The organism is Mycobacterium sp. ABE4_509 (genome assembly GCF_056160785.1).
On sequence record NZ_JBSWXU010000086.1, the window covers coordinates 1 to 22,177 of the forward strand.

20 protein-coding genes, 3 pseudogenes and 2 riboswitches are annotated in these 22,177 nt (G+C 68.4%); of the genes and pseudogenes, 11 read left to right on the plus strand and 12 right to left on the minus strand.

Annotated elements, in window-relative coordinates; all coding sequences use genetic code 11:
• Window positions 1–85 precede the first annotated feature (85 nt).
• Together ACXAID_RS17805 and ACXAID_RS17810 are read left to right on the plus strand one after the other, a co-directional pair.
• On the plus strand, window positions 86–841 hold the full coding sequence (locus tag ACXAID_RS17805; protein ID WP_475023541.1) for an SDR family oxidoreductase: 756 nt from the start codon (window positions 86–88) through the stop codon (window positions 839–841).
• Between the two features lie 127 nt (window positions 842–968).
• Window positions 969–1,994, plus strand: coding sequence for a glycerophosphodiester phosphodiesterase family protein (locus ACXAID_RS17810; RefSeq protein ID WP_475023542.1), 1,026 nt, complete (start codon window positions 969–971; stop codon window positions 1,992–1,994).
• Between the two features lies 1 nt (window position 1,995).
• On the opposite strand, the gene ACXAID_RS17815 is transcribed toward ACXAID_RS17810, so the two are convergent.
• The gene (locus tag ACXAID_RS17815) at window positions 1,996–3,288 is read right to left on the minus strand and encodes a L,D-transpeptidase (protein WP_475023543.1); all 1,293 of its coding nucleotides are present in this window, start codon (window positions 3,286–3,288) and stop codon (window positions 1,996–1,998) included.
• A gap of 15 nt (window positions 3,289–3,303) precedes the next feature.
• The gene (locus tag ACXAID_RS17820) at window positions 3,304–4,353 is read right to left on the minus strand and encodes a UDP-N-acetylmuramate dehydrogenase (RefSeq protein ID WP_475023544.1); all 1,050 of its coding nucleotides are present in this window, start codon (window positions 4,351–4,353) and stop codon (window positions 3,304–3,306) included.
• Between the two features lie 26 nt (window positions 4,354–4,379).
• On the opposite strand from ACXAID_RS17820, the gene ACXAID_RS17825 reads away from it, so the two are divergent.
• Both ACXAID_RS17825 and ACXAID_RS17830 read left to right on the plus strand, forming a co-directional pair.
• Window positions 4,380–4,892, plus strand: a complete 513-nt coding sequence (locus ACXAID_RS17825; RefSeq protein WP_475023545.1) for a DUF2505 domain-containing protein — start codon at window positions 4,380–4,382, stop codon at window positions 4,890–4,892.
• Window positions 4,893–4,913: 21 nt separating this feature from the next.
• Window positions 4,914–5,702 carry a class I SAM-dependent methyltransferase gene (locus tag ACXAID_RS17830; protein ID WP_475023546.1) on the plus strand — a complete coding sequence of 263 codons (789 nt, stop codon included), beginning with the start codon at window positions 4,914–4,916 and terminating at the stop codon, window positions 5,700–5,702.
• Window positions 5,703–5,729: 27 nt separating this feature from the next.
• Here the strand turns inward: ACXAID_RS17830 and ACXAID_RS17835 are convergent, their stop codons facing one another.
• Both ACXAID_RS17835 and ACXAID_RS17840 read right to left on the minus strand, forming a co-directional pair.
• Window positions 5,730–9,356, minus strand: coding sequence for a beta-propeller fold lactonase family protein (locus tag ACXAID_RS17835; protein ID WP_475023547.1), 3,627 nt, complete (start codon window positions 9,354–9,356; stop codon window positions 5,730–5,732).
• A 484-nt stretch (window positions 9,357–9,840) separates the two neighbouring features.
• Window positions 9,841–10,134: pseudogene (locus ACXAID_RS17840) on the minus strand (oxygenase MpaB family protein); the annotation flags it as partial.
• On the opposite strand from ACXAID_RS17840, the pseudogene ACXAID_RS17845 reads away from it, so the two are divergent.
• Window positions 10,135–10,290: pseudogene (locus ACXAID_RS17845) on the plus strand (TetR/AcrR family transcriptional regulator); the annotation flags it as partial.
• Between the two features lie 4 nt (window positions 10,291–10,294).
• Here the strand turns inward: ACXAID_RS17845 and ACXAID_RS17850 are convergent.
• Window positions 10,295–11,347 (minus strand): DUF2330 domain-containing protein, encoded by a 1,053-nt coding sequence (locus ACXAID_RS17850; RefSeq protein WP_475023548.1) that lies wholly within the window; start codon window positions 11,345–11,347, stop codon window positions 10,295–10,297.
• A 9-nt stretch (window positions 11,348–11,356) separates the two neighbouring features.
• Window positions 11,357–12,904: a high affinity choline transporter 1 gene (locus ACXAID_RS17855; protein WP_475023549.1), complete on the minus strand. Its 1,548-nt coding sequence runs from the start codon at window positions 12,902–12,904 to the stop codon at window positions 11,357–11,359.
• 30 nt (window positions 12,905–12,934) lie between these two features.
• Window positions 12,935–13,041, minus strand: a riboswitch (guanidine-I (ykkC/yxkD leader).
• 118 nt (window positions 13,042–13,159) lie between these two features.
• A riboswitch (guanidine-III (ykkC-III) riboswitch) is annotated at window positions 13,160–13,228 on the plus strand.
• A 10-nt stretch (window positions 13,229–13,238) separates the two neighbouring features.
• Here ACXAID_RS17855 and ACXAID_RS17860 point away from each other — a divergent pair.
• Genes ACXAID_RS17860 through ACXAID_RS17870 form a run of 3 tightly spaced genes read left to right on the plus strand, consistent with a single transcriptional unit; the run spans window position 13,239 to window position 16,163 of the window.
• Window positions 13,239–14,417 carry an agmatinase family protein gene (locus tag ACXAID_RS17860; protein WP_475023550.1) on the plus strand — a complete coding sequence of 393 codons (1,179 nt, stop codon included), beginning with the start codon at window positions 13,239–13,241 and terminating at the stop codon, window positions 14,415–14,417.
• Window positions 14,418–14,454: 37 nt separating this feature from the next.
• A complete protein-coding gene (locus ACXAID_RS17865) occupies window positions 14,455–15,279 on the plus strand; it encodes a carbon-nitrogen hydrolase family protein (protein ID WP_475023551.1) in 825 nt (274 codons plus the stop codon).
• Complete coding sequence (locus ACXAID_RS17870) at window positions 15,276–16,163, plus strand: LmeA family phospholipid-binding protein (protein WP_475023552.1); 888 nt, start codon at window positions 15,276–15,278, stop codon at window positions 16,161–16,163. The genes ACXAID_RS17865 and ACXAID_RS17870 overlap by 4 nt, the downstream gene beginning before the upstream one ends.
• Before the next feature lie 5 nt (window positions 16,164–16,168).
• Here ACXAID_RS17870 and deoC read toward each other — a convergent pair whose 3' ends face one another.
• From deoC to ACXAID_RS17900, 6 genes are all read right to left on the minus strand, one after another.
• Window positions 16,169–16,843 carry a deoxyribose-phosphate aldolase gene (gene deoC / locus ACXAID_RS17875; RefSeq protein WP_475023553.1) on the minus strand — a complete coding sequence of 225 codons (675 nt, stop codon included), beginning with the start codon at window positions 16,841–16,843 and terminating at the stop codon, window positions 16,169–16,171.
• Window positions 16,843–17,256, minus strand: coding sequence for a DUF2599 domain-containing protein (locus ACXAID_RS17880; RefSeq protein WP_475023554.1), 414 nt, complete (start codon window positions 17,254–17,256; stop codon window positions 16,843–16,845). The genes deoC and ACXAID_RS17880 overlap by 1 nt, the downstream gene beginning before the upstream one ends.
• Complete coding sequence (locus ACXAID_RS17885; RefSeq protein WP_475023560.1) at window positions 17,256–17,534, minus strand: DUF2516 family protein; 279 nt, start codon at window positions 17,532–17,534, stop codon at window positions 17,256–17,258. Before ACXAID_RS17885 ends, ACXAID_RS17880 begins: the two co-directional genes overlap by 1 nt.
• Before the next feature lie 63 nt (window positions 17,535–17,597).
• Window positions 17,598–18,215, minus strand: coding sequence for a heparin-binding hemagglutinin (locus ACXAID_RS17890; protein ID WP_475023555.1), 618 nt, complete (start codon window positions 18,213–18,215; stop codon window positions 17,598–17,600).
• Between the two features lie 17 nt (window positions 18,216–18,232).
• Window positions 18,233–18,727 carry a helix-turn-helix domain-containing protein gene (locus ACXAID_RS17895; RefSeq protein WP_475023556.1) on the minus strand — a complete coding sequence of 165 codons (495 nt, stop codon included), beginning with the start codon at window positions 18,725–18,727 and terminating at the stop codon, window positions 18,233–18,235.
• Between the two features lie 90 nt (window positions 18,728–18,817).
• The gene (locus ACXAID_RS17900; protein ID WP_475023557.1) at window positions 18,818–20,158 is read right to left on the minus strand and encodes a DUF445 domain-containing protein; all 1,341 of its coding nucleotides are present in this window, start codon (window positions 20,156–20,158) and stop codon (window positions 18,818–18,820) included.
• A gap of 128 nt (window positions 20,159–20,286) precedes the next feature.
• Between ACXAID_RS17900 and ACXAID_RS17905 the strand changes: the two genes are divergently transcribed.
• The 3 genes and pseudogenes from ACXAID_RS17905 to ACXAID_RS17915 form a co-directional block, all read left to right on the plus strand.
• Window positions 20,287–21,000 (plus strand): TetR/AcrR family transcriptional regulator, encoded by a 714-nt coding sequence (locus ACXAID_RS17905; protein ID WP_475023558.1) that lies wholly within the window; start codon window positions 20,287–20,289, stop codon window positions 20,998–21,000.
• The gene (locus ACXAID_RS17910) at window positions 20,997–21,872 is read left to right on the plus strand and encodes a polyphosphate kinase 2 family protein (RefSeq protein WP_475023559.1); all 876 of its coding nucleotides are present in this window, start codon (window positions 20,997–20,999) and stop codon (window positions 21,870–21,872) included. Before ACXAID_RS17905 ends, ACXAID_RS17910 begins: the two co-directional genes overlap by 4 nt.
• A gap of 111 nt (window positions 21,873–21,983) precedes the next feature.
• Window positions 21,984–22,177, plus strand: a pseudogene (locus ACXAID_RS17915) (hypothetical protein); the annotation flags it as partial.

The window sequence follows — 22,177 nt, forward strand, 5'->3', positions numbered from 1 at the left end:
GAGTCGTCTTCGGCCACCTCCACACAGACCACAACAACCGTCAAGAGCCTTGCCAACTGGCAGCGGCTTGACATAGGAGAAACACATGACCACGCCATCAGATGTCCGCCGCGTCGCGGTGGTGACCGGAGCCAGCGCCGGCATCGGCGAAGCGACCGCGAGAACTCTTGCTGCACAGGGGTTTCATGTGGTCTGCGTGGCACGGCGGGAAGGCCCCATCAAGGCGCTGGCAGCCGAGATCGACGGCACCGCGATCGTGGCCGATGTCACCGATCCCGAGGCCGTCGCAGCCATGGCCGGGCGGCTGGACCGGGTCGACGTCCTGGTCAACAACGCCGGCGGCGCCCGGGGCCTGGAGCCGGTGGCCGACGCCGACGTCGAGAACTGGCGCTGGATGTGGGAGTCCAACGTGATGGGCACCCTGCACGTCACCAAGGCGCTGCTGCCCAAACTGATCGACTCGGGTGACGGGCTGATCGTCACGGTGACCTCGATCGCCGCCGTGGAGATCTACGACAACGGCTCGGGATACACGACGGCCAAGCATGCCCAGGGGGTGTTGCACCGCACGCTGCGCAGCGAGCTGCTCGGTAAACCGGTGCGGCTGACCGAGGTCGCGCCCGGGATGGTGCACACCGATTTCTCGCTCAATCGGTTCGACGGCGACACCGAGCGCGCCGAGAAGGTCTACCAGGGCGTGACACCGCTGGTCGCCGAGGACATCGCCGAGGTGATCGGGTTCGCGGCCTCCCGCCCGGCCCACGTCGACCTGGACCTGATCGTGGTCCGACCGCGCGACCAGGTCAGCGGAGCCTCCGGGTCGCGCTTCAACAGGGGTTGAAGAACTGGCAGCGCAACCGGGGTTGACGAACGAGCAGCGCAACAGGGGTTGACGAACGAGCATGGCAACGCCCGTCCGTCGTCTGGTCGTCCCCTGGCGTTCGCCCCGGTCGGCTAGGGTCCGCGCCATGTCCCGGGTCGCCGCGTTCCTCGTGTCGTTGCTGCTCGTCGTCGCTGCGGCGGCGCTCCCCGTCCCGCCTGCGGGCGCCGACCCCGGCGGGTTCGATCTGCAGGCGCACCGCGGCGGCCGGGGCGAAACCACCGAGGAGTCGCTGCGCGCCTTCGCCAAGTCCCTCGAACTGGGCGTCAGCACGCTCGAGTTCGACATCGTCCTGACCCGAGACGACCAGCCGCTGGTGTGGCACGATCCGCGGATCGAGCCCGAGAAGTGCGCCGACACCGCCCCACTGTTCCCCGGCGACCCGCAGTACCCCTACGTCGGCAAGCTGGTCCACGAGCTGACGCTGGCGCAGATCCGCACGCTGGACTGCGGCAAGCGGCTCCCGGACTTCCCCGATGCGGAGGTGGTTGCCGGCAACACGATCGCCACGCTGCCGGAGGTGTTCGCACTGACCGAGGCCTACCGCGCCGAGGTCCGCTACAACATCGAAACCAAGATCGAGGCCGATCACCCGGAGATGTCGGCCTCACCGGAGCGGTTCGTCGAGGTGATTCTGGCCGCCGTGCGCGCGGCGGGCAGGCTCGACAAGGTCGACATCCAGAGCTTCGACTGGCGGACGCTGCCGTTGGTGCAGCAGGCCGAACCGGGCATCCCGCTGGTCGCGCTGTGGGACGACACCACCTGGGTGCCGGGCTCGCCGTGGCTGGCCGGCGTCGACCCGGCAGTGGTCGGCGACCCGATCGCCGGCGCGATGATGGTGGGGGCGGACATCCTCTCGCCCGGCTACTCGGTGCCCTACGGGCTGACGCCGGCGGATCCCGGATTCCGGCTGGTCGCCGACGCGGCCTTCGTCGCTCGCGCGCACGCCGCCGGACTGCGGGTGATTCCCTGGACCATCAACGACCCCGACACCATGCGCGCCCAGATCGAAGCGGGCGCCGACGGGATCATCACCGACTATCCGACGCGGCTGCGCACCGTGATGGCGGAGTTCGGGATGCCGCTACCGCCGTCCTACCAGCGGGTCGGCTGACTCACCGGCCGGGGCGGCCGTCGACCGGCTGCGGAGCGTCCGTCGGGGTCGCCGGCGCGGTGCTGGGCATCTGATCGGGAGCGGACTGCCCCGACAGCGCCGACATCGAGACCCACTCGTCCCACGGGACCGACCAGTCCCAGATGTCGCCGTCGGAGTACGACAGCGGGATGCGGGTTCCGGTGACCTCGACCGGATCGCCGTACATGGCGGTGTTGAAGTACTGCTCGGCGTCTTCCAGCGACAGGTTGATGCAGCCGTTGGTGACGTTGCTGTTGCCCTGCGATCCCAGGCTGGCCGGGTTGGCGTGGATGAACTCGCCGTTGTTGGAGATCCGCACCGCGAAACGTTCCCGCACGTTGGCGTAGCCGGCGGCCGGGTTGGTCATGTAGAAGTCCTCGTACTTCTCGGTGACCACGTGGATGCCGCTGCGGGTGACGTTGCGGTCCAGGTCCCCCTCGCCGTAGCTGCACGGGAAGTCCATGATCACCGCGCCGGCCCCGTCGAGGACCTGGATGCGGTGGCTGGCGGCCTCGGCCCGCACCACCTGGCGCCGGCCCACGGCGAAGTCCAGCGTCGAATCGGCGGCACCGTAGGCACCGGGCCCGAACGGCACGCCGTAGAGCTTGGCGTCGACGTGCACGGTGGTCCCTTCCGGGAAGTACTCCCGGGTGCGCCAGTGCACCCGGGATCCGGCGGCCTCGTCGGGCAGCCACGCCCAGCCGCCTTCCACCGGCGGTGTGGTGGTGACGGTCAGCGCCTTCTCCACCTCGGCGCGGTCCCCGTCGGCGATGGCGGCGTCGAACTGCAGGATGATGGGCGCGGCGACGCCGACGGTCTGCCCGTCGGCCAGCTGGAACCGGCCGTTGACCTGGGTGTCCGGGCTGATCGTGGTGAACGAACCGGTGACCGGGACGGCGCTGCCGTCCTGACCGACCACCGTGCCGCCCCAGGTGTAGGTGGCGCCGAAACCGAGCGGTTCGGTGACGGTGAAGGCGGTGCGGTCGCGGTTCAGCGACCCCTCGACGACCTTGCCGTCGGCGTTGGTCAGGCGGACCTTCTGGAACCAGCCGTCGGAGACGTCGACTCCGATGCGCGCGGTGGGCGACACCGCCTCCGAGGCGTCGGCCGGCTGGTAGGTCAGCCGGGGCGAAGCGGGCGTGTCAGCGTCGGGCGCCGCGCTCTCGGTGGAGTCTGTGCACGCCGCCAGGACGCCCGGCGCGAAAGCGCCGAACGCCAGCGCGGCCAGGGCGCGCCGCCGGGACAGAAACGGCGCCGGGTCAGCAGGGTTCACGTGGATCCAGCGTACCTAGAGCGCGCACCCCACCAGGACCGGCTCGGGTGTGAGTTCGATCCCGAACGCTGCGACGACGCCGTCGCGCACGGTCCGCGCCAGCGCGATGACATCGGCGGTGGTGGCCGCTCCGCGGTTGGTGAGCGCCAGGGCGTGCTTGGTGGACAGGCGTGCGGGTGCCGCGGGGCCGGGATACCCCTTGCCGAAGCCGGCCCGCTCGACGAGCCAGCCCGCGGCGAGCTTCACCCCGGACCCGGCGGGATAGTTCGGGACCGAGCCGTCGACGGTGGCCGCGAGCCGGTCGAAGTCGGCGCGCGACACCACCGGGTTGGTGAAGAACGAGCCGACGCTCCAGGTGTCATGATCGGGTTCGTCGAGCACCATGCCTTTGCCGGCGCGCAGCGCCAGCACCGCGGCGCGCACCCGGGCGGGGTCAGTCCGCGCCCCGGCCTGCACTCCCAGCGCCGCGGCCAGTTCGCCGTAGCGGATCGGCGCGCTGCGCCCCGCGAGGTCGAGCCCGAACTCCACCTCGAGCACGACCTGAGCCGACGAGTTCTTCAGAATGCTTGTGCGGTAACCGAATCCGAGCTCATCCGGCTCGACCCACCGATCGGCGCCGGTGCGCCGGTCCAGCAGTCGGACCCGGCGGATGGTGTCGGCCACCTCCGAGCCGTAGGCACCGACGTTCTGCACCGGCGTCGCCCCCGCCGAACCCGGTATGCCCGACAGACACTCCAGCCCGCCGAGTCCGTGGGCCAGCGCCGCGGCGACCACGTCGTCCCAGACCGCGCCCGCCTCGGCGCGCAGCGTGTCGCCGGTGACGGTGATCGCCGCGTTGGCGAGCCGCACGACGGTGAGGTCGGTCAGATCGTCGGCCAGCACCACGTTCGATCCCCCGGCCAGGATCAGCGCGTCCGGTCCGGCGGCGGGCACCGCGGCGACGACCTGCTCGGTGGTCACGCAGGTCACCAGGCGGCGGGCCACCGGGCCGACGCGCAGCGTCGTCAGCGGCGCCACCGGGACGCTCTCGGCGACCGCTACGCCCCCGACCGACGAAGTGACCACGGGCGGTAACGGTAGCGTGGTTTGCTATGCCGCGTTCATTCGACATGGCCGCCGACTACGAAGGCACCGTCGAGCAGGTTCATCGGGCGTTCAGCGACGAGCAGTACTGGCTGGTCCGGCTGGCCGAGTCCGGTGCCGATGAATCCACCCTCGATGAGATGGTCATCGGCGCCGACGGCAGCATCCGGGTGAAGAGCACGCAGACGATGCGCTCGCAGAACCTGCCCGGCCTGGTGACCCAGTTCCACCCCGGCGACCTCAGTTTCGTGCGCGAGGAGATATGGACGCCGATCGCCGGCGGCCGGGCCACCGCGGGCGTGTCCGGCTCGATCCCCGGGGCCCCGGTGAGCCTGTCCGGGGACCTGGCGCTGACCCCCGCCGAGTCCGGCGAGGGTTCCCGACTGGCGGTCACCACCTCGGTGGAGGTCCGGATTCCGCTGGTCGGCGGCAAGATCGAGAGTTTCATCGGCACCCAGCTGGTCGGCCTGCTCTACGCCGAGCAACGTTTCACCACGGAGTGGATCAGCCAGAACCGCTGATCGGGCAATAGAATTGCCGGCATGCCGCAGCCGCTCGGTGCGATCACCCGAGGGACGACCGGGCATAACAGGTTGCGGCGCAGCGACCGCTGGCTGGTGCACTCGCCGCGGGTCCGCCACGCGGTGCAGGCCGCAGCCGACCCGCTGGTCGTCGACCTCGGCTACGGAGCGCTGCCGGTGACCACCCTGGAGTTGGCGAACCGGCTGCGGGAGGTGCGCACCGAGGTCCGGGTGGTCGGCCTCGAGATCGATCCCGAGCGGGTACGCGTAGGCCAAGCCGCCGCCGCGCCGGGTGTCGAGTTCGCCCTCGGCGGTTTCGAACTGGCCGGCCGGCATCCGGTGCTGGTGCGCGCGTTCAACGTATTGCGCCAGTACCCGGTCGAGGCGGTGCCGGACGCCTGGGCGGCGATCCAGCGGGGGCTGGCCCCCGGCGGCCTGGTCGTCGACGGGACGTGCGACGAGTTGGGCCGGCGCTGCTGCTGGATCCTGCTGGACGCGACCGGCCCGCTGAGCCTGACGCTGGCGTGCGACCCGTTCGCCATCGATACGCCGTCCGATCTGGCCGAGCGACTGCCCAAGATGCTGATCCACCGCAACGTCGAGGGCCAGCCGGTGCACACGCTGCTCAACGCAGCCGACCGGGCCTGGGCCAGGGTGGCCGGCCACGGCGTCTTCGGACCTCGCGCCCGGTGGCGCGCGATGGTCGAACTGCTTGCTGCCGAGGGATTTCCGGTCTCGGCCCCGAGACGCAGCCTGCGCGACGGCATCCTGACCGTGCCGTGGGAGGTCGTCGCGCCGGTCGGGGCGTAGCGGACCGCCGACCCCGGCCCGACCGGGTCAGTCCCCGCTCGCTGCGCCCTTGGTCTTCGCGCCGCCGCTCGCCCCGCTGCCGGATGATGCGCCGCCGGCCGTCGCGGCACTGGTTCCGGCGCCGGGTCCGGCGCTGCTCGCTGCACCCCCGCCGCCGGATGATGCGGCGGCGGTGGCGGTCCCGGAATCCGAACAGCTGGTCACGCTGCCCTCAGCCGCCTCGTGCACGACCCAGTCGGGGGCGCGGAACGGGTCGTCACTGGCGTCCGGGCTGTCCCACTGGGTATCGGTGACGTAATAGGTGGTGTTGTCCTGGGTGATGCTGAAGTCCCCGGTGGCGCGGGCGATCGGTGTCGATGCGCAGACGTAGCCCACATTGCCCGGTTGGATCGTCGGGCTGATGGAGGTGGAGAAACTCTGGGACTCGGTGACCGTGTAGCCGTAGGTGAAGGAGATCTGGGCGTTGACGATGTCCCTCGGCCCGACCGCGACACCGACCGTGACGCTGTAGCTGTCCGACTCGGTGTAGGTGTAACTCTGGGTGGTGCTCCAGGTGAACTCGCTGAGCGTGTTGTTGACCACGGTGGTGCCGATCTGGGTGAACGGCGAGTACAGAACCCCGGTGTTCAGTTCGGTCGCGGTGAAGGTGCATTTCGCGTCGGCGCCGGAAGCACACAGGTTGTTGATGATCACCGCCTGGTAGTCGAGGTTGTCCGGGGTGATCAAGATGGCGGTTCCCTCGGCGTCCTGCACCTTGAGCGTGCTGCTGCCCTTCTTCATGCTGACGTGATTGCAGGTTCCGTTGCCGCTGTCCACCGTGCACCCGACGTACTTCGTGTTGTTGCTGGGGTTGTACTTGAAGTCGACCGTCCACGTACTGGCCGGAGCGCCGGGGAACTCACTGGTGGAGCGGAAGACCGGATAGACGTGGGTGTTCTCGCCGTGTCCCTTGACCCAGATCGACCAGTGCTGCTCGTCACCGGGCTGGTAGACCGTGCCCGCCCGCGGGCCCTGCCTGATGTAATCGTCGACCGGGCTGATCGTGCCGGTGTCCGGGTCGTAGTAGCCGACGAACTCGACGCTGTTGCTGGTGTGGTTCTTCCAGTCGAACCCTTTGTGGTCCTTGGCATCGTCGGGTTTGACGAACGGCTGGGCCGTCATCGAGACCGCCGACAGGGTGCCGTCGTCCATGTTGGCCACGTAGACGATTCCGTTGTTCTCGTCGATCGCCAGGTTCACCGGGTGGGTTCCCACCGAGATGATCGTGTAGCTGGCGTTGAGCGGGTCATAGACGGTGATCTGATTGGCGTCGCTGTTGGTCATGTAGACGCTGCCGTCCGAGGCGACTCCGATCGATCCCGGGGCGGCTCCGACCAACTGCGACGAATATCCGTCGGCGCCCACCGAGTAGATGTTGAACGACGCGAGGCCGCCGCCCTGGGTGGCGACATAGAAGTACTGACCGTCGTCGGAGACCCCCACGCTCTCCGGGTTCGGCAGCGACTCCAGGTTCTGCACATCGAGGGTTTCCACATCGATGACCGATACGGTGCTGTCGCCGTAGTTGGCCACATAGAGCGTGGCATCGTCGGGTGACAGCGCGACGCCGTGCGGCTCCAGCCCGACCGCGATGGTGGACGTGGTCAGATCCGGATCGGCGACGTCGATCACGGTGACGTCGTCGCTGCCGGAGTTGCTGATGTAGACCCGGGTGCCGTCCGAGGCGAAAGCGATCCCGGTCGGCTCGGAGCCGACGTCGACCACGGCGACCACCGCCGGCGACGGAACGTCGTCGTCGACGGTCAAGCCGGGATCGGCCTGCAGCTGCGCCGAGGTCACCAGGGTCTGCTCGGGATCGATGACCCACACTTGGTCGTCACCCCTGCTGACCACCCAGAGCAGGTCGCTGACGGGGTCCAGGGCCATGGCGACCGAATCGGCGCCCACTGCGAATGGCGTCGCACTGAGCTGCGTGTACGTGTTCTGGTCGTAGGCGGTCAGGGTGCTGTCGGCGCCGTCGTTGGCGAGCACCCAGATCGCGGTGTTGTCGTTGTCGATGATCACCGCAACCGGGTCGGCTTCGACGTCGACAGCCCCGAGCGCCGTATCGCGGGCCGACATGATCGGGACGGTGACGTCGATCACGATGCTGTCGTCGCCGTCGGAGATGGCGAAGGTGACGACGTCCACGTCGTCCGGGTTGTCTTCGCCGAGGCCCAGCGGTGCGGCCACCTGCAGTCTCGCGTCGTCGGTCGGGGTGTAGTGGAACACGCCGGCGTCGTCGATCGAGACCTCCTGGCCGAACGCGCCCAGTGATTCCACCGAGAACGACCGCTCCGTGGAGAGGCCGTCGGTGCGCACGAACTGGCCGACGATCTCGCCGGTCTCCTCGTCGAAGGAGGTGAACGCGACCACGAAGTCACTCTCTTCGAGCACATCCGGCACAGTGACGTCGATCGTCTGTCGAACCGTGTTCGCGCCCGGGTTGAACAGCGCCGTGAGCAGACCCCGGATCGGCCCGCCGTGCAGGTGCCACCCTGCGTCCCGGACTCCCAGCTCGAACGAATCCGCAACTCCCTGGGGCGCATCCGCGAAAGGCGTGTAGGTGAAGTTGCCCGCGTCATCGACGACGGCGAGGCCGTATTCGGGCTGGCGGGTGACCGAATAGACCAGCGGGTCGCCTTCGGCATCGAGGGCCACGATGCTGCCCGTAACCACGCCGTCGACCACCTCGGTCGTGCTCGTCTCGTAGGCGACGACCGGTAGCCGGTTGAAGAACGTCTCCTGGATCTCGCGACGAATGGTCTGCAGGACGGCCAGCAGCAACGGCGTCCCGGCAGGGGATGCCGGTTGCCCCGGCACCGCCGCGGGCGCCATTCCGAACGCGCCCAACACCGTGCTCACGAGGGAGCGGATCGGCGTGGCATCCTCGCCGAGGGCCGCCGGCGGGGCCGCCGCGGCCAGGGGGGTTCCCACGGCAACCCCGTCGGCAGTGGAGACCGCGCCCGCGGGAGTCGTGACCGGATCGTCCACCGCCGGCGCAGCACCGGCGCCTTCGGCAGGATCGCCGGACTCATCGGCCGCGGCCGTCTCCAGGTCCGCGGTTTCGGTGCCGTCGGTGCCGTCGGTGACGTCGGTGACGTCCTCTTCGGCAGCGCCGGCGGGTTCGGTGCGGGTGTGGATGTCGGCCGGCGGCGAGTCGTTCGCCGAGCCGGCACCGTCGTCCTGGCTGCTCACCGTTGCGGAGCCGGCGCCGTCTTCGACGTCGGCCTCCTGCTGCAGGTCCTGGGCATCGTCGGCATCACCCTCGAGCTCCTCGGCATCGACGGTGTCGAACTCCGGCTCCTCGACGTCGGCAACGTCGTGCCCGGACTCCTCGGCGTCGTCGGAGCTGTCACCGCCGCTCGACGTCGCAGCCGAGACACCCTCGGACCCGGAGTCAGAATCAGACTCAGACGGACGTTGCGAGGAGCCGGTCGACGCGGACTCGGTGGTCGTCCGCGAGTCCCCCGGGCTGCGGGAGGGCGAGGCCGTCGAATCGGCAACCGCCACACCGGGGGCGGCGGCCACGGCGAGCCCCACGCCGAGGGCCACGGCGAGCGCCCCGACCCGGCCCACACACCGGCCGTACCCGGGTCCCGGGCGAGCGGACACACTTGGACGCCGGGGCTGACTCTTCAGCCACTCCGAGAACTCCGCACCCGCCACATCCATGCTCTGCCCCGCTCCCGACACGGATCCTCCAGCAAATTGTTGCGCAACTGACCGCCGATCGAAAATTGTTGCACAGATAAGTTCCCCACGGCCCGGACCAGAGCAATCGAGGACCGCCTTCGGCAAATATTCGCGTCAGCGCAACGCTGCGTTCACCTTCCGGCTTTGCATGAGGGCAGAAACCCGGCACTTGCGTATCTAGCTGACAGCGCGGGGTTTTCGATTCGTAGTCAGCCGTCAGCTGTATGTCGCACATCTGTTGGAGCTACCACGAATGCAACTGCAGCCAATGCTCACGGTGAGGACCGCGAGCCGTCGAAGGCCCGGGCGCCGAGACCGCTACGACACCGCGGGAGCCGGCCAGCTGCCCGCGTCGAGGCACTGCCGGCAACTCATGCAGAGCCGGCGGGCTCGGGCCCGGGGACTAGTCCGCCTCGGGAAGCCGGTAGGCGAAGGACTTCTGTTGGCGCTTCTCCATCTTGCGCAGGCACTGGTGGTGCTTGCGCGCGTGGTAGGCCAGCGGGAAGTAGGTGAGCCGGTCGGGCAGCACCGAATACGCGATCCGGATCAACCGGTAGATGCGGGTGAGCTCGCGCTCCTCCGCGGCACTCCAGCCGACGCCGAGGCGTTCGCGCAGGCGGGGGTCCAGCAACCCGACCACCGACAGGTAGTTCAGCCGCAGCCCGGGGCGCGCAATCGCACGCGCCAGCGGGTGCAGCAACTGAGCCCTCAGGCGCTGGCATGGCTGTTCTTCAACATGGCGGTGGCCACCACGATGCGCTACATCGAATCCGACGATCCCATCCGGCTCGACGAACTGCGCAGCGGCCTGAAGTTCGCCTCGGCAGGCCTGCTCAACGGCCGGCGCGACTGACCGGTCACCGGGTGACCGAACGCCGTCTCACCCACCGCACCAGCTGAACCACCGTCCACGCCACCACGAATGCCGTCGCCGCCGCCACCCCGCCGAGCGCCGGCAACGTCAGGTTGCGGTACTCGTAGTCGTAGACCACCCGCTGGAAGGCCGCGTCGTCGGGTGCCGGCTCCAGCCGGAAGTCGGAGGTGATCTCCTCCGGCCGGAAGATCGACGTCGTCGTCTTCGTCAGGTAGTCCCCGTCGCGGGACAACTCCCGCAGGGTGTCGCTGTGGCTGCGACCGGCCAGCGGCCCGGCGTAGTCGAGAGTCACCGTCTGCGAAGCCACATCGGGATCGGTCCGGTGCATCTTGTGCTCACCGAGGGTGTAGATCTGCACGGTCTGCGGGGTCGAGGCGTGCGCGGACATCCGCATCGGATAGACCAGCTCGTCGGAGTCGAAGCTCAGCGTCACCGGCGCCAACGGGCCGTCGAGCCCGTCGGCGCCGCTGTCGGTGGTCAACCGCATCGCGACCACCGACCACCCTTCGGCCAGGTAGGGCGCCAGGCCCGCCGAGATCTCCGGCCTGAGCTGGTATCCGTTGTCACGCAACCACTTCTGGACACCAGCCAGTTCGCCGCCGGACAGCGTCGTTGCCTCCAACGGACCCAGCTGCACCTGCCGCACCACCGTCGGTGCCCCGCCTGCCATGGCGCCGTCGGCCGACGGGCCCTCAGCGTTGGCCCACCCCCAGGTCCACCGGCGGACCGTCTCGACCCGCGGCGCCGAGAGGCGAGCGAGTTCGTCGAACAGACCCGCCTCGGCGGCGGTGACGGTCGCCGGGGCCGGGGTCGGAACCACCAGCGCCGCATCAGCGGCCGCGGTGTCCAGGTTCAGCCGCATCACCACGGTCTCGACGCCGTCGCGCAACGCCAGCAGCGCGGTCTCGTCGGCCACCCGAAGCGAGGAGTCGGCGCTGACCAGCGCACCGCAGGCACAGGCGGTCGCTACGCCTGCCGCAGGAACCGACACCAGCGCCAGGGCGAGCGCCAGAACCAACGCCCAGCAACCCCTCACAGGAACAGATTACGTGCTTTCGCCACCGTTTTTCGCCGCAGCCGCAGAGACGAGTTCGTCGGCGAACCGCTCAGGGTCTTCGTTGAGCGCGTCATCGAGATCCGCCGCGACCTGGATATCCAGCCCACGGATGCGTGCCGGCTTGGTAGCCAGCGCCACCACGAGGTAGGCGATTAGCGACGCGACGAAGGCGATCATCGTCGGCCAGCCGTCGAACGTGGAATCGAACACCGAGTTTTCGATGTAGAGGATCGTGTTGTCGACGCCGAACATGGTCGGGGTCATCGCGAACAACACCAACCGCACCACCAGACCCACGACGATCGCCGCCATCGCGGCCGCGGACGTCCCCCGACGCCATACGAGGCCGAGTATGAACGGAACGATCAGGCAGGCGAGCATCAGGTCGAAGGCCAGCGTTAGCAGTATGCCGGTCTGTTTGACATAAAGCGCGAACACGATCGCGACGAGTGTCACCGGCGCCATGGCAATGCGAGTCGCGCGCAGCAGCGGATCCGATTTCCCCGCGACGTGTACGCGCCGGATCCCGCCGAGGTTGCGTACCGACACCGAGGCGGTGGCCAGAATCGCGCCGTTGGCCGTGCTCATCGAAGCACCGACGATGCCGCACAGCACCACGATCGTCAGAGCCAGCGGAGCGTAGTCGTTGAGCAGGACGAAAAGCACTGGGCCATCGATGTTTTCAGGCAGGATGGCTTTCGAAGCAAGTGCAACCAGCGCGAAAGGAATACCGATCGCGGCCGCACCCGCGGCGCCGATGAAACAGGCCCGCCGGGCGGTTTCCGGGCTCTTGGCCGAGAAAACGCGCTGCATGAAGTCGATCGCGACGATGTCGCCGATGCCCAGAGCGATCAACGTCGCCCAGTTGATCGTCGCGCCCTGCGCCGGGTCGGTCAACTGGCCGAAGGCGAACGGGCCCATGCCCTCCGGGATCGTCAGCCCGTATGCCACGGTGACCCAGATCAACGTCGCGATGCCGCCGATGAGGATCAGGCTCATCTGAATGATCGCGGTGTAGGCGTCGGCGAGCATTCCACCCGCGCCGGTATAGGCGAGCACGATCACCGCGATCGCGACGACGCCCGACCAGTACGGGATACCGGTGAAGTAGTTGAACAGGTAACCACCCGCCACGAGGTTGCCGGCAACCAGAATGCAGAACGCGATGATGACCAGCACCGACGAAGCGACCTCGACAGGACGCCCGAACCGCAACCGGTAGTAGTCGGCCAAGGTGGTCAGGCCCATTCTGTTCATCGGCTTGGCGAAGAATATCCCCGTCAGTAACAGGCACAGCCCCAGCCCCAGTGGCAACGTCGCGCCTGCCCAGAAGCCGAATTCCGCGGACAGATCCGTGTTGCCGAGCGTGGCGTTGGTGTCGACGGCTTGACCCATCAATGCCGCGCCCACCAGTGGCACCGGCAACATTCGGCCGGCCACCAGGAAGTTCGAACTGTCGCCGCCGACTTTGCGGGCGACGAAAAAACCGACGGTCACGACCACCGCGATGCTGATTCCGACACCGAGAAGAATCACCTCTACGAGCCTCCTAGATAGAGCACTGGAGTCTCCCGGGCTTTTTTTCCCGCCGTGAAGCGGCCCGGCACCAGTGCTAGGTCGCCTGCATCTCTCGGACCAGACCCTCGAACGGCGGAACCCTAGATGCGCCCCGCATGTGCAATGCGGGTCTGCCCCAGAAAAGCCCGATCGCGTTACGACAGGTCGCGACGGTTGTTAACGTCCCGTTTCCTTTTGCGCTGGACAGTCATTCCAGCCTCTGCTGACAATGACTACAGGGCCGCACTAGCCGGCTTCCCGGACGAGGTGCGTCGTACCCGGACAGCGACAAGACGGCGCGTGAGGAGCAGTGGTGACCGAATCGTCTGGAAGATCAGCGGGATTCGCGGATGGCCCCGACCCCGCACTTGCCAACGCCGAGGGGGCATGGGCCCAGCAAGTCGAGGCCAACCTGCCTATCCGCCGTCGGCAAGAAGAGATCGAACGCACCCTCAGCCTTGGCCTCGAAGCGGCCCCGACAATCAACGACCGGACCATCAGCACCTTCGTACGGGGCGAGAAGCCCCATTTCGCCGGTGAGCGCGGCACGTTTCTGAGGTGCCCGTTCATCGAGGACGTCAACGACGTCGGCGACGCAGAGGTTGCGATCTTCGGGGTGCCGCTAGACGCCGGGGCCACCTACCGGGCGGGTACCCGCTTCGGCCCCTCGGGAATCCGACGCTCGACCAACCTGTTCGGCACCTACAACTACGAGTCCGGCGTGGACCTGCGCGAGCAGCTCAACATGGTCGACATCGGCGACGTCTACACCATTCCGGCCAATATCGAGAAGTCCTTCGACCAGATCAGCCAGGCTATGGCGCACGTCATCCAGAAGGGCGTCATGCCTGTGGTTCTCGGTGGCGACCACTCCATCGGGTTCCCCACGATCCGGGGTATGGCGCCGTACATGGACGGCAACATCGGCATCATCCACTTCGACCGCCACGTCGACACCCAGGAGACCGACCTCGACGAGCGGATGCACACCACACCCTGGTTCCACGCCACCAACATCAAGAACGCCCCGGCGACCAACCTCGTGCAGATCGGGATCGGCGGCTGGCAGAGCCCGCGCGAGGGCGTCAAGGTCGGCCGGGAACGGCAGTCGACGGTGATCACCGTCGGCGACGTCGAGCGCGTCGGGGTCGAGAAGATCGCCGAGATCGCCCTCGAGACGGCCTGGAAGGGCGCCAAGGCGGTGTACCTGTCGTTCGACATCGACGTGATCGACGCCGGCTTCGTGCCGGGCACCGGCTGGCCCGAACCGGGCGGACTGCTGCCTCGCGAGGCGCTGAACCTGGTCAAGATGGTCTCCGAGCCCGGGTTAGCCGGCATCGAGGTCGTCGAATGCTCACCGCCCTACGACTGGGCCGAGCAGACCGCGTTGATCAGCTCCCGGGTGATCCTGGACAGCCTGGCCGCACAGGTGCGCACCGGCAAGCTCGGCAACAAGGCCGCGTCGGCAAACCGGCCTGCCTGGGGGCCGTGACCACACCGGCCCGGACGGCCCTAACTACGCTGTGAACATGCGTATCGCGCTGGCACAGATCCGCGCCGGCACCGAACCGGCGGCCAACCTCGACGTCGTCGCCGAGCAGACGGGGCGGGCCGCCGAGGCCGGCGCGGAGCTGGTGCTGTTCCCCGAGGCGACCATGTGCCGGTTCGGGGTGCCGTTGGCCCCGGTCGCCGAGCCGCTGGACGGCCGGTGGGCCGACGGGGTGCGCGCGATCGCCGATCGGGCGGGCGTCGTCGTGGTGGCCGGTATGTTCACCCCCGCCGACGGCCGGGTGACCAACACCCTGCTGGCCACCGGCGCCGGGGTGGACGCCCACTACGACAAGATCCATCTCTACGACGCGTTCGGATTCGCCGAGTCCAAGACCGTCGCGCCGGGCCACGAGCCGGTGGTCATCAGCGTGAACGGACGCGGCGGCCCCGTCTCCGTCGGGCTGACGCTGTGCTACGACATCCGCTTCCCGCAGCTGTATGTCGAGCTGGCCGACCGCGGGGCGGAACTGATCACCGTGCACGCCTCCTGGGGCAACGGACCCGGCAAACTCGATCAGTGGACCCTGCTGGCGCGGGCCCGCGCGATCGACACGTCCACGGTGGTCGCCGCGGTGGGCCAGGCCTACCCGGGGGACGAGATCGCCGCGATCGGTCCGACCGGTGTCGGCGGCAGCCTGGTGGCCTCCGCGCTCGGCGAGGTCCTGGTCTCGGCGGGCCCCGACCCGCAGCTGCTGATCCACGATGTCGACCTCGAGGCCACCCGGAAAGCCCGCAAAACGGTCGCTGTGATGGCCAACCGCTCAGATTTCACTCAACTGGGTAAGGCACAATCGCTGAGGTGACCGATCCCTGGGCTCCCCCGCCCCAGCAGCCCGGCCCACCCCCACAGCCGGCACCGGGCTATCCGCCCAACCCGGCGCAACCGGGGTACGGGTCCGCGCCGGCCCCCACCTCGCCCCCGGAGGAGGATCCGTCGGTGCAGGCCCGGATCAAGAAGATCTTCAGCGACCCGCTGTCGATCGTGCTCGTCGTCGTCATCGTGCTGGCTCTGGTGTTCGCCGGCCTGCTCGGCGGCGAACTGTATGCGCGCAACCGGGGCGATGCGGTGGTCGCGCAGGTCGTCGAGTGCGTCGTGCAGGACGATGCCACCGCGTCGTTCGGGGTGATGCCCCCGTTCCTGCTGCAGCACGCCACCGGGCACTACACCAACATCGCGATCGAAACGGCGGGCAACCAGATCCGCGATGCCCAGGGGATGAAGGTGACCCTCGACATCAACGACGTCCGGCTGGAGAACACCGCGACGTCGAGCGGAACGATCGGCTCGCTGGTCGCCAACATCACCTGGAGCACTGAGGGCATCAAAGAGACGATCCAGCGGGCCATCCCGCTGGTCGGCAGCTTCGTGACCGGAGTGACGACCAATTCCAGCGCGGGCACCATCGAACTGCAGGGCGCGCTGGGCAGCATCACCGCACGCCCGGAGGTCGTCGACGGCGGCGTCTCGCTGCAGGTGGAGAGGGTGACCGGGCTCGGGTTCACGCTGCCCCGGGAGGCGGTGCAGCCCGCGCTGGACGCGTTCACCTCGACGCTGACGCAGAACTATCCGATGAACATCCGCGCGGATTCGGTCGACGTCACCGACGACGGGGTGGTGAGCCGGTTCTCGACGCAGAACGCATCGATCCCGAAACAGACCGAGGATCCCTGCTTCTCCGGGCTGTAGACCGGTCAGTCGAGTCCGTCGAGCACCGCACGGGATCCGGACAACCCCAGCCGGGTCGCCCCGGCGTCGAGCATCGCGACCGCGGACTGCGCGGTGCGGATACCGCCGGAGGCCTTCACCCCGAGCCGGGCGCCGACGGTGTCGGCCATCAGCTCCACCGCCTGCACCGACGCCCCGCCGCTGGGATGGAACCCGGTGGAGGTCTTGACGAAGTCGGCGCCGGCGTCTTCGCAGACCCGGCAGACGTCCACCAGCAGCGGCACCCCGCTGAACTCCAGCAGCGCCGCCGACTCCACGATCACCTTGAGCACCGAGTCCGGGGCGGCGGCGCGCACCGCGGCGATTTCGGCGCGCACCACGTCGAGTTCGCCGGACAATGCGACCCCGACGTCGATGACCATGTCGATCTCGCGCGCGCCGTCGGCCACCGCGCACGCCGCCTCCTGCGCCTTGAGCGGGGTCAGATGCTTGCCGGACGGGAAGCCCACTACCGAGGCGACGACGGGCCCGCCGGGAAGCGAACCGGCGGCCGACACCAACGGCGGGGACACACACACCGCGTACACCCCGAGGTCGACGGCCTCGGTGAGCAGAGCGACGATGTCGGCCTCGGTGGCCTCCGGTTTGAGCAGCGTGTGGTCGACCAGGGCGGCGACCTGGGCGCGGGTGTAGGCGGCCATCAGAACGGCTCTTCGGTACCGCCCGGATTGCAGCCGGCACTCACCATGTCGCCGTAGCTGACCTCCGGACGCCACGGCTCGAGATTCCAGCTGGTCTTGCCCGGTTCGATCAACTCGGCGAACTGCCAATGGCAGGCGAACTGGTCGTACATCCCGGGCAGATCGGCCTCCGGCGCCAGCGCCAGGATCTCACCCCACACCTGGCCGGTGTGCGCGGAGGCACCGGGCCTGCCCGACAGGTCCCGGCCCGCCGGGGTCGGGTAGACGCGCAGGCTGGACAGATCACCCCACTTGGCCCATTCGACGTGGTCGACGTAGGGGGCGCCGGCCGGGGTCGCCGCGGCAACCGGGGCGCCGAGGAGCCCGCACGTCGCCAGGGCGGACGCCGCGGCGACTGCGGCGATCAGGCGCATCAGCGGGACTTTCCCTGAATCTCCAGGAGTTTGGGACGCACGTCGACGAGGTAGATGCCGGCAGCGACCGCCCCGATCGCGGTGCCCATGACTCCGAGGACGAGCACGAGCAGCCCGCCGACGCCCAGAATCACCAACCAGACCGGCTTGGTCAGCTTGTCGGCCGCGGTGTAGGCGTCGGGCCGCTGCATCGCGCCGTGCACGAACGCGTAGACCACCGCCACCAGCACGGCGATCTGCAACACGAAGAGGACGTAACCCACCAGGCCTTGGAGCATCACGCTGCACAGCCTATGCGGGTTACGCCCTCGGGTCGACTTCCGTCTTCGTGCCTGCGGTTACTACTTCTGGGTGACCTTCTTCGCCGGGGCCTTCTTCGCCGGGGCCTTCTTGGCCGGGGCCTTCTTGGCCGGGGCCTTCTTGGCGGCCTTCTTCACCGGCTCGGCGGCTTCCTCGGTCTTCTTCGGAAGCTCGACACCGACCAGCTTGGCGGCGCGCTCGCCGACCGCGCGGGTCTGCGTCGCGACGTTGCCCAGTGCCTCCTGGGTGATCTCGACGGCCTGGTCGGTGTAGCCCTCCACGCGGGTGGCGGCCTCCTCCAGCGCCGGCTGGCTGCGCAGCCGCTCCAGCGCGGCCTCGCCCCGCTCGATCAGCTTGGTGTAGGTCGTCTGCGCGGACTCGGCGTAGCTGTCGGCGAACTTGCGCAGTTCATCGGACGTGAGCCGCTCGCGGATGTCGTCGAACTGCGACGGCAGGTCCTCCTGCAGCTTGGTGATGCGGGCGCGGCTCTCCTCGACCCGGCTCTCGGCGTCGGTGCGGGCCTCGCCGGCTCGCTCGCGCAGCGTGGCGACGATCTCGTTGACACGCTCCAGCGCGAAGTCGGCTGCACCGACGGCGGCGAGCAGCGGCGCCTTGAGGTCCTCGATCTCGAACTGGTTCTCGATGGTCTTCTCAGCCATGGGTGTTTCCTTTCGTCTCAGCTTTGTGGATGTGTGGATGTCGTTTGCGGGATTTCCAGAGGGCTCTTGTCTTCAGTAGTCAGCTCCTCTTCTGCATCGCTGGCAGCCGTTGGCGTCGTCTCCTCCGCAGCCGCCTCGGTCAGGGCCGCCTCGTTCTGCGCACAGAACGAGGTGTAGATGTCGAGCAGCGCCTGCTTCTGCCGCTCGTTGATCGCCGTGTCGGTCACGATGGCGTCGCGAACCTCGCTGGTCTCACTGGGCTCGAGGATCCCGGCCTGGACGTAGAGCACCTCCGCCGAAACCCGCAACGCCTTGGCGATCTGGCTCAGGACATCCGCGGACGGCTTGCGCAGCCCCCGCTCGATCTGGCTCAGGTAGGGATTGCTAACCCCGGCCTTCTCGGCGAGTTGGCGCACCGACACCTGCGCGGCTTCGCGCTGGGTGCGGATGAAACTGCCGATGTCCTGCGCGGCGTTGGACACGACAGCGGCAAGATTTTCGTCCTGCGGCATGCTTGCCCCCTCGCTGCGTTGGGTATCCGATTACCGACAACCCAACCGTACGACGGAGTGCTAACTTTTGCAAGCACTAGTTAGCGCAGGTCAGAACAAGAAGTGCGCAACCGAATAGATCACCAGCCCGGCCAGCGCACCCACCACGGTGCCATTGATGCGGATGAACTGCAGATCTCGGCCCACGTGCAGCTCGATCCGCCGGCTGGCCTCATCGGCGTCCCACCGCTCGACCGTGTCGGTGATGATCGTGGTGATCTCCGCCCCGTACTCGGACACCAGATGCTCGGCGGCCCGCACGATCCAGTTGTCCACCTTTTCGCGCAGGTCGGCGTCGTCGCGCAACGACTCCCCGATCCGCATCACCGAGTCCGCGATCCGGGTGCGCAACGCCGATGACGGGTCGTCGACCGACTCTCCGACGATGCGCTTGGCCGCGTTCCACGCCGTCTCGGCCGCGCGCGCAACCTCGTCGCGCGCCATGATCTGCTCCTTGACGTTCTCGGCCTTGGCGATCGTGGTCTCGTCGTTCTGCAGATCGTCGGCGAACTCGAACAGGAACCGGGTCGCCGAGCGGCGCAGCTCGTGGTCGGGGTTGCGGCGCACCTTGTCGGTGAAGTCCATCAGCTCCCGGTGAATCCGGTCACCGACCAGATGGTCCACCCAGCGCGGGGACCAGGTCGGCGAGTCCCGCTCGATGACCCGCTCGATGACCTCCTCGGCGTTGCACGACCACTGGAAGGCCCGGTCGGCCAGCAGCTGCAGCAGCGCCTCCTGGCGCCCCTCCTGCAGCAGGCTGGACAGCACCCGGCCGATCGGCGGCCCCCACTGGGGTTCGGCGATCCGCTGCACGATCATCCGGTCCAGCACATGCTGGACGTCCTCGTCGCGCAGCATCTCGACCAGCACCCGCAACACCGTCGACGTCTCGGCCGCCACCCGCTCGGCATGGCCGCGATCACACAGCCACTTGCCCACCCGGCTGGACACGTCGGCGTCGCGCAACTTCGTCTCGACGTTCTGCGGGGACAGGAAGTTCTCCCGGACGAACATCCCCAGCCCGTCGCCGAGCTGGTCCTTCTTGCGCTTGATGATCGCGGTGTGCGGGATCGGGATGCCCAACGGATGCTTGAACAGCGCGGTCACCGCGAACCAGTCGGCCAACGCGCCGACCATTCCCGCCTCGGCAGCCGCACGGACGAAACCGACCCAGGGTGGCGCGCCGCGGGACTGCGCCCAGGAACACAGCAGAAAGATGATGCTGGCGCCCACCAGGAACCCGAGCGCGACGATTTTCATGCGCCGCAGCCCACGCCTACGCTGCGCATCGGCAGCGGAATCGGCTCCGGCGAGTGCCTCGGCGAAACTGGGTCGCTGACCTGCGCCACTCGGGCTCGGCGCCGGACGGCCCCCATCGGGTCGGTGTGCCACACCTACATCATCCGCTACAGCAGCAACGACGCCCGCGGCGCCGCCCCGGCGGCACGTCCGGGAAGCCCTCCGCGAGCCTGCCACCGTAGTATTGACGTCGGACTAAAGGGGAACGGATCACCGCGAACGTGGCACAACAGAACCGGCCGGTGGCGGTCAAAACCGATGGCCGCAAACGACGCTGGCACAAACACAAAGTCGAGCGCCGCAACGAACTGGTCGACGGGACGCTCGAAGCCATCCGCCGGCTCGGCAGCAACGTCAGCATGGACGAGATCGCCGCCGAGATCGGGGTCTCCAAGACCGTGCTGTACCGCTATTTCGTCGACAAGAACGACCTGACCACCGCGGTCATGATGCGGTTCGCCCAGACCACCCTGATCCCCAACATGGCCGCGGCACTGTCGTCGGACCTCGACGGCTACGACCTCACCCGCGAGATCATCCGCGTCTACGTCGAAACGGTGGCCGCCGAGCCGGAGCCCTACCGGTTCGTGATGGCCAACAACTCGGCCAGCAAGAGCAAGGCCGTCGCCGACTCCGAGCAGATCATCGCCCGGATGCTGGCGGTGATGCTGCGGCAGCGCATGGCGGCGGTCGGGATGGACGCCGGCGGCGCCGAACCGTGGGCGTACCACATCGTCGGCGGCGTCCAGCTCGCCACGCACTCGTGGATGTCGCATCCGCGGATGAGCGCCGACGAGTTGATCGACTACCTCACCATGCTGTCCTGGAGCGCGTTGTGCGGCATCGTCGAGGTCGGCGGCTCGCTGACCGAGTTCCGCCAGGCATCGCATCCACCCCCGATCCTGCCCACCCGGCTGCTTGACCAGGGGCCATGAGCGACGCGGACGAGCCGCAAGGACTGCCGTCACTGTGGTCACACCACCCCCACCAACATCTGATGTTCCGCCCCGGTGACCGGGTCGCCGACATCGACCCCGACGCCACCCCCGGATTCCGCGGCGACAAGGCCGACGCCCCGACACTGCAGGAGGAGCGCAACGTCCGCTTCGCCGAACTGCAAGAGCTGCTCTACGCCAACAGCCGCGCCGGCGACCACCGCTCGGTACTGCTGGTCCTGCAGGGTATGGACACCGCAGGCAAGGGCGGGATCGTCAAGCACGTCGTCGGGGGCGCGAATCCGCAGGGCATCGACTACAAGAGCTTCGGCAAACCGACGGCCGAAGAACTGTCGCACCACTATCTGTGGCGGATCCGCAAAGCCCTTCCCGCCCCCGGGCACATCGGGGTGTTCGACCGCTCGCACTACGAGGACGTGCTGGTCGTCCGGGTGCACAACCTCGTCCCGCCCGACGTGTGGGAGCCGCGCTACGACGAGATCAACGCCTTCGAACGCGAACTCGTCGACGGCGGAATGTCGCTGATCAAGGTGGCCATGTTCCTGTCGCTGGACGAGCAGAAGGAGCGGCTGGCCGAGCGACTCGACCGCCCGGACAAGTACTGGAAGTACAACCCCGGTGACATCGACGAACGGCAGAAGTGGCCGCTCTACCAGGAGGCCTATCAGGCGCTGCTGGACCGGACCTCGACGGAGTACGCGCCCTGGCACGTGGTGCCGTGCAACAGGAAGTGGTACAGCCGGCTGGCGATCACCGAGCTGCTCATCGAGACGCTCAAGCAACTCAACATGGCGTGGCCCCCACCGGACTTCGACGTCGCGGCCGAGAAGAAGCGGCTGGCCGCGTCCTAACTGCCTCTGAGCTGCCCGCGAACGTCCGGTTTCTGACGGGAATCGGCCGAAATCCATCATAATCCGCACCCCCGCGGAACCGTCGGGTGCCCGGCACGCATCTGACCAGATGTGGACGAACTCGTCGTCGCCGGCGAAGCGATCGCCGCGGGCCGGGTGACCCGCCATGAGCTGCGGACCCGGTTCGTCAAACTGCACCACAACGTCTACGCACCGATCGGGATGCCCCTCGATGCCGCAGAGCGGGCGCGGGCGGCGTGGCTGTGGTCGCGCCGGGAGGCCGCCGTGGCCGGGCTGTCGGCGGC

What these genes read in the sequence shown, in the direction of transcription:
- ACXAID_RS17810 (WP_475023542.1), top strand. Translation starts at nt 969, where the DNA reads ATGTCCCGGGTCGCCGCGTTCCTCGTGTCGTTGCTGCTCGTCGTCGCT.
- ACXAID_RS17805 (WP_475023541.1), top strand. Translation starts at nt 86, where the DNA reads ATGACCACGCCATCAGATGTCCGCCGCGTCGCGGTGGTGACCGGAGCC.
- ACXAID_RS17825 (WP_475023545.1), top strand. Translation starts at nt 4,380, where the DNA reads ATGCCGCGTTCATTCGACATGGCCGCCGACTACGAAGGCACCGTCGAG.
- ACXAID_RS17880 (WP_475023554.1), bottom strand. Translation starts at nt 17,256, where the DNA reads ATGCGCCTGATCGCCGCAGTCGCCGCGGCGTCCGCCCTGGCGACGTGC.
- ACXAID_RS17885 (WP_475023560.1), bottom strand. Translation starts at nt 17,534, where the DNA reads ATGCTCCAAGGCCTGGTGGGTTACGTCCTCTTCGTGTTGCAGATCGCC.
- ACXAID_RS17865 (WP_475023551.1), top strand. Translation starts at nt 14,455, where the DNA reads ATGCGTATCGCGCTGGCACAGATCCGCGCCGGCACCGAACCGGCGGCC.
- ACXAID_RS17895 (WP_475023556.1), bottom strand. Translation starts at nt 18,727, where the DNA reads ATGCCGCAGGACGAAAATCTTGCCGCTGTCGTGTCCAACGCCGCGCAG.
- ACXAID_RS17910 (WP_475023559.1), top strand. Translation starts at nt 20,997, where the DNA reads ATGAGCGACGCGGACGAGCCGCAAGGACTGCCGTCACTGTGGTCACAC.
- deoC (WP_475023553.1), bottom strand. Translation starts at nt 16,843, where the DNA reads ATGGCCGCCTACACCCGCGCCCAGGTCGCCGCCCTGGTCGACCACACG.
- ACXAID_RS17890 (WP_475023555.1), bottom strand. Translation starts at nt 18,215, where the DNA reads ATGGCTGAGAAGACCATCGAGAACCAGTTCGAGATCGAGGACCTCAAG.
- ACXAID_RS17830 (WP_475023546.1), top strand. Translation starts at nt 4,914, where the DNA reads ATGCCGCAGCCGCTCGGTGCGATCACCCGAGGGACGACCGGGCATAAC.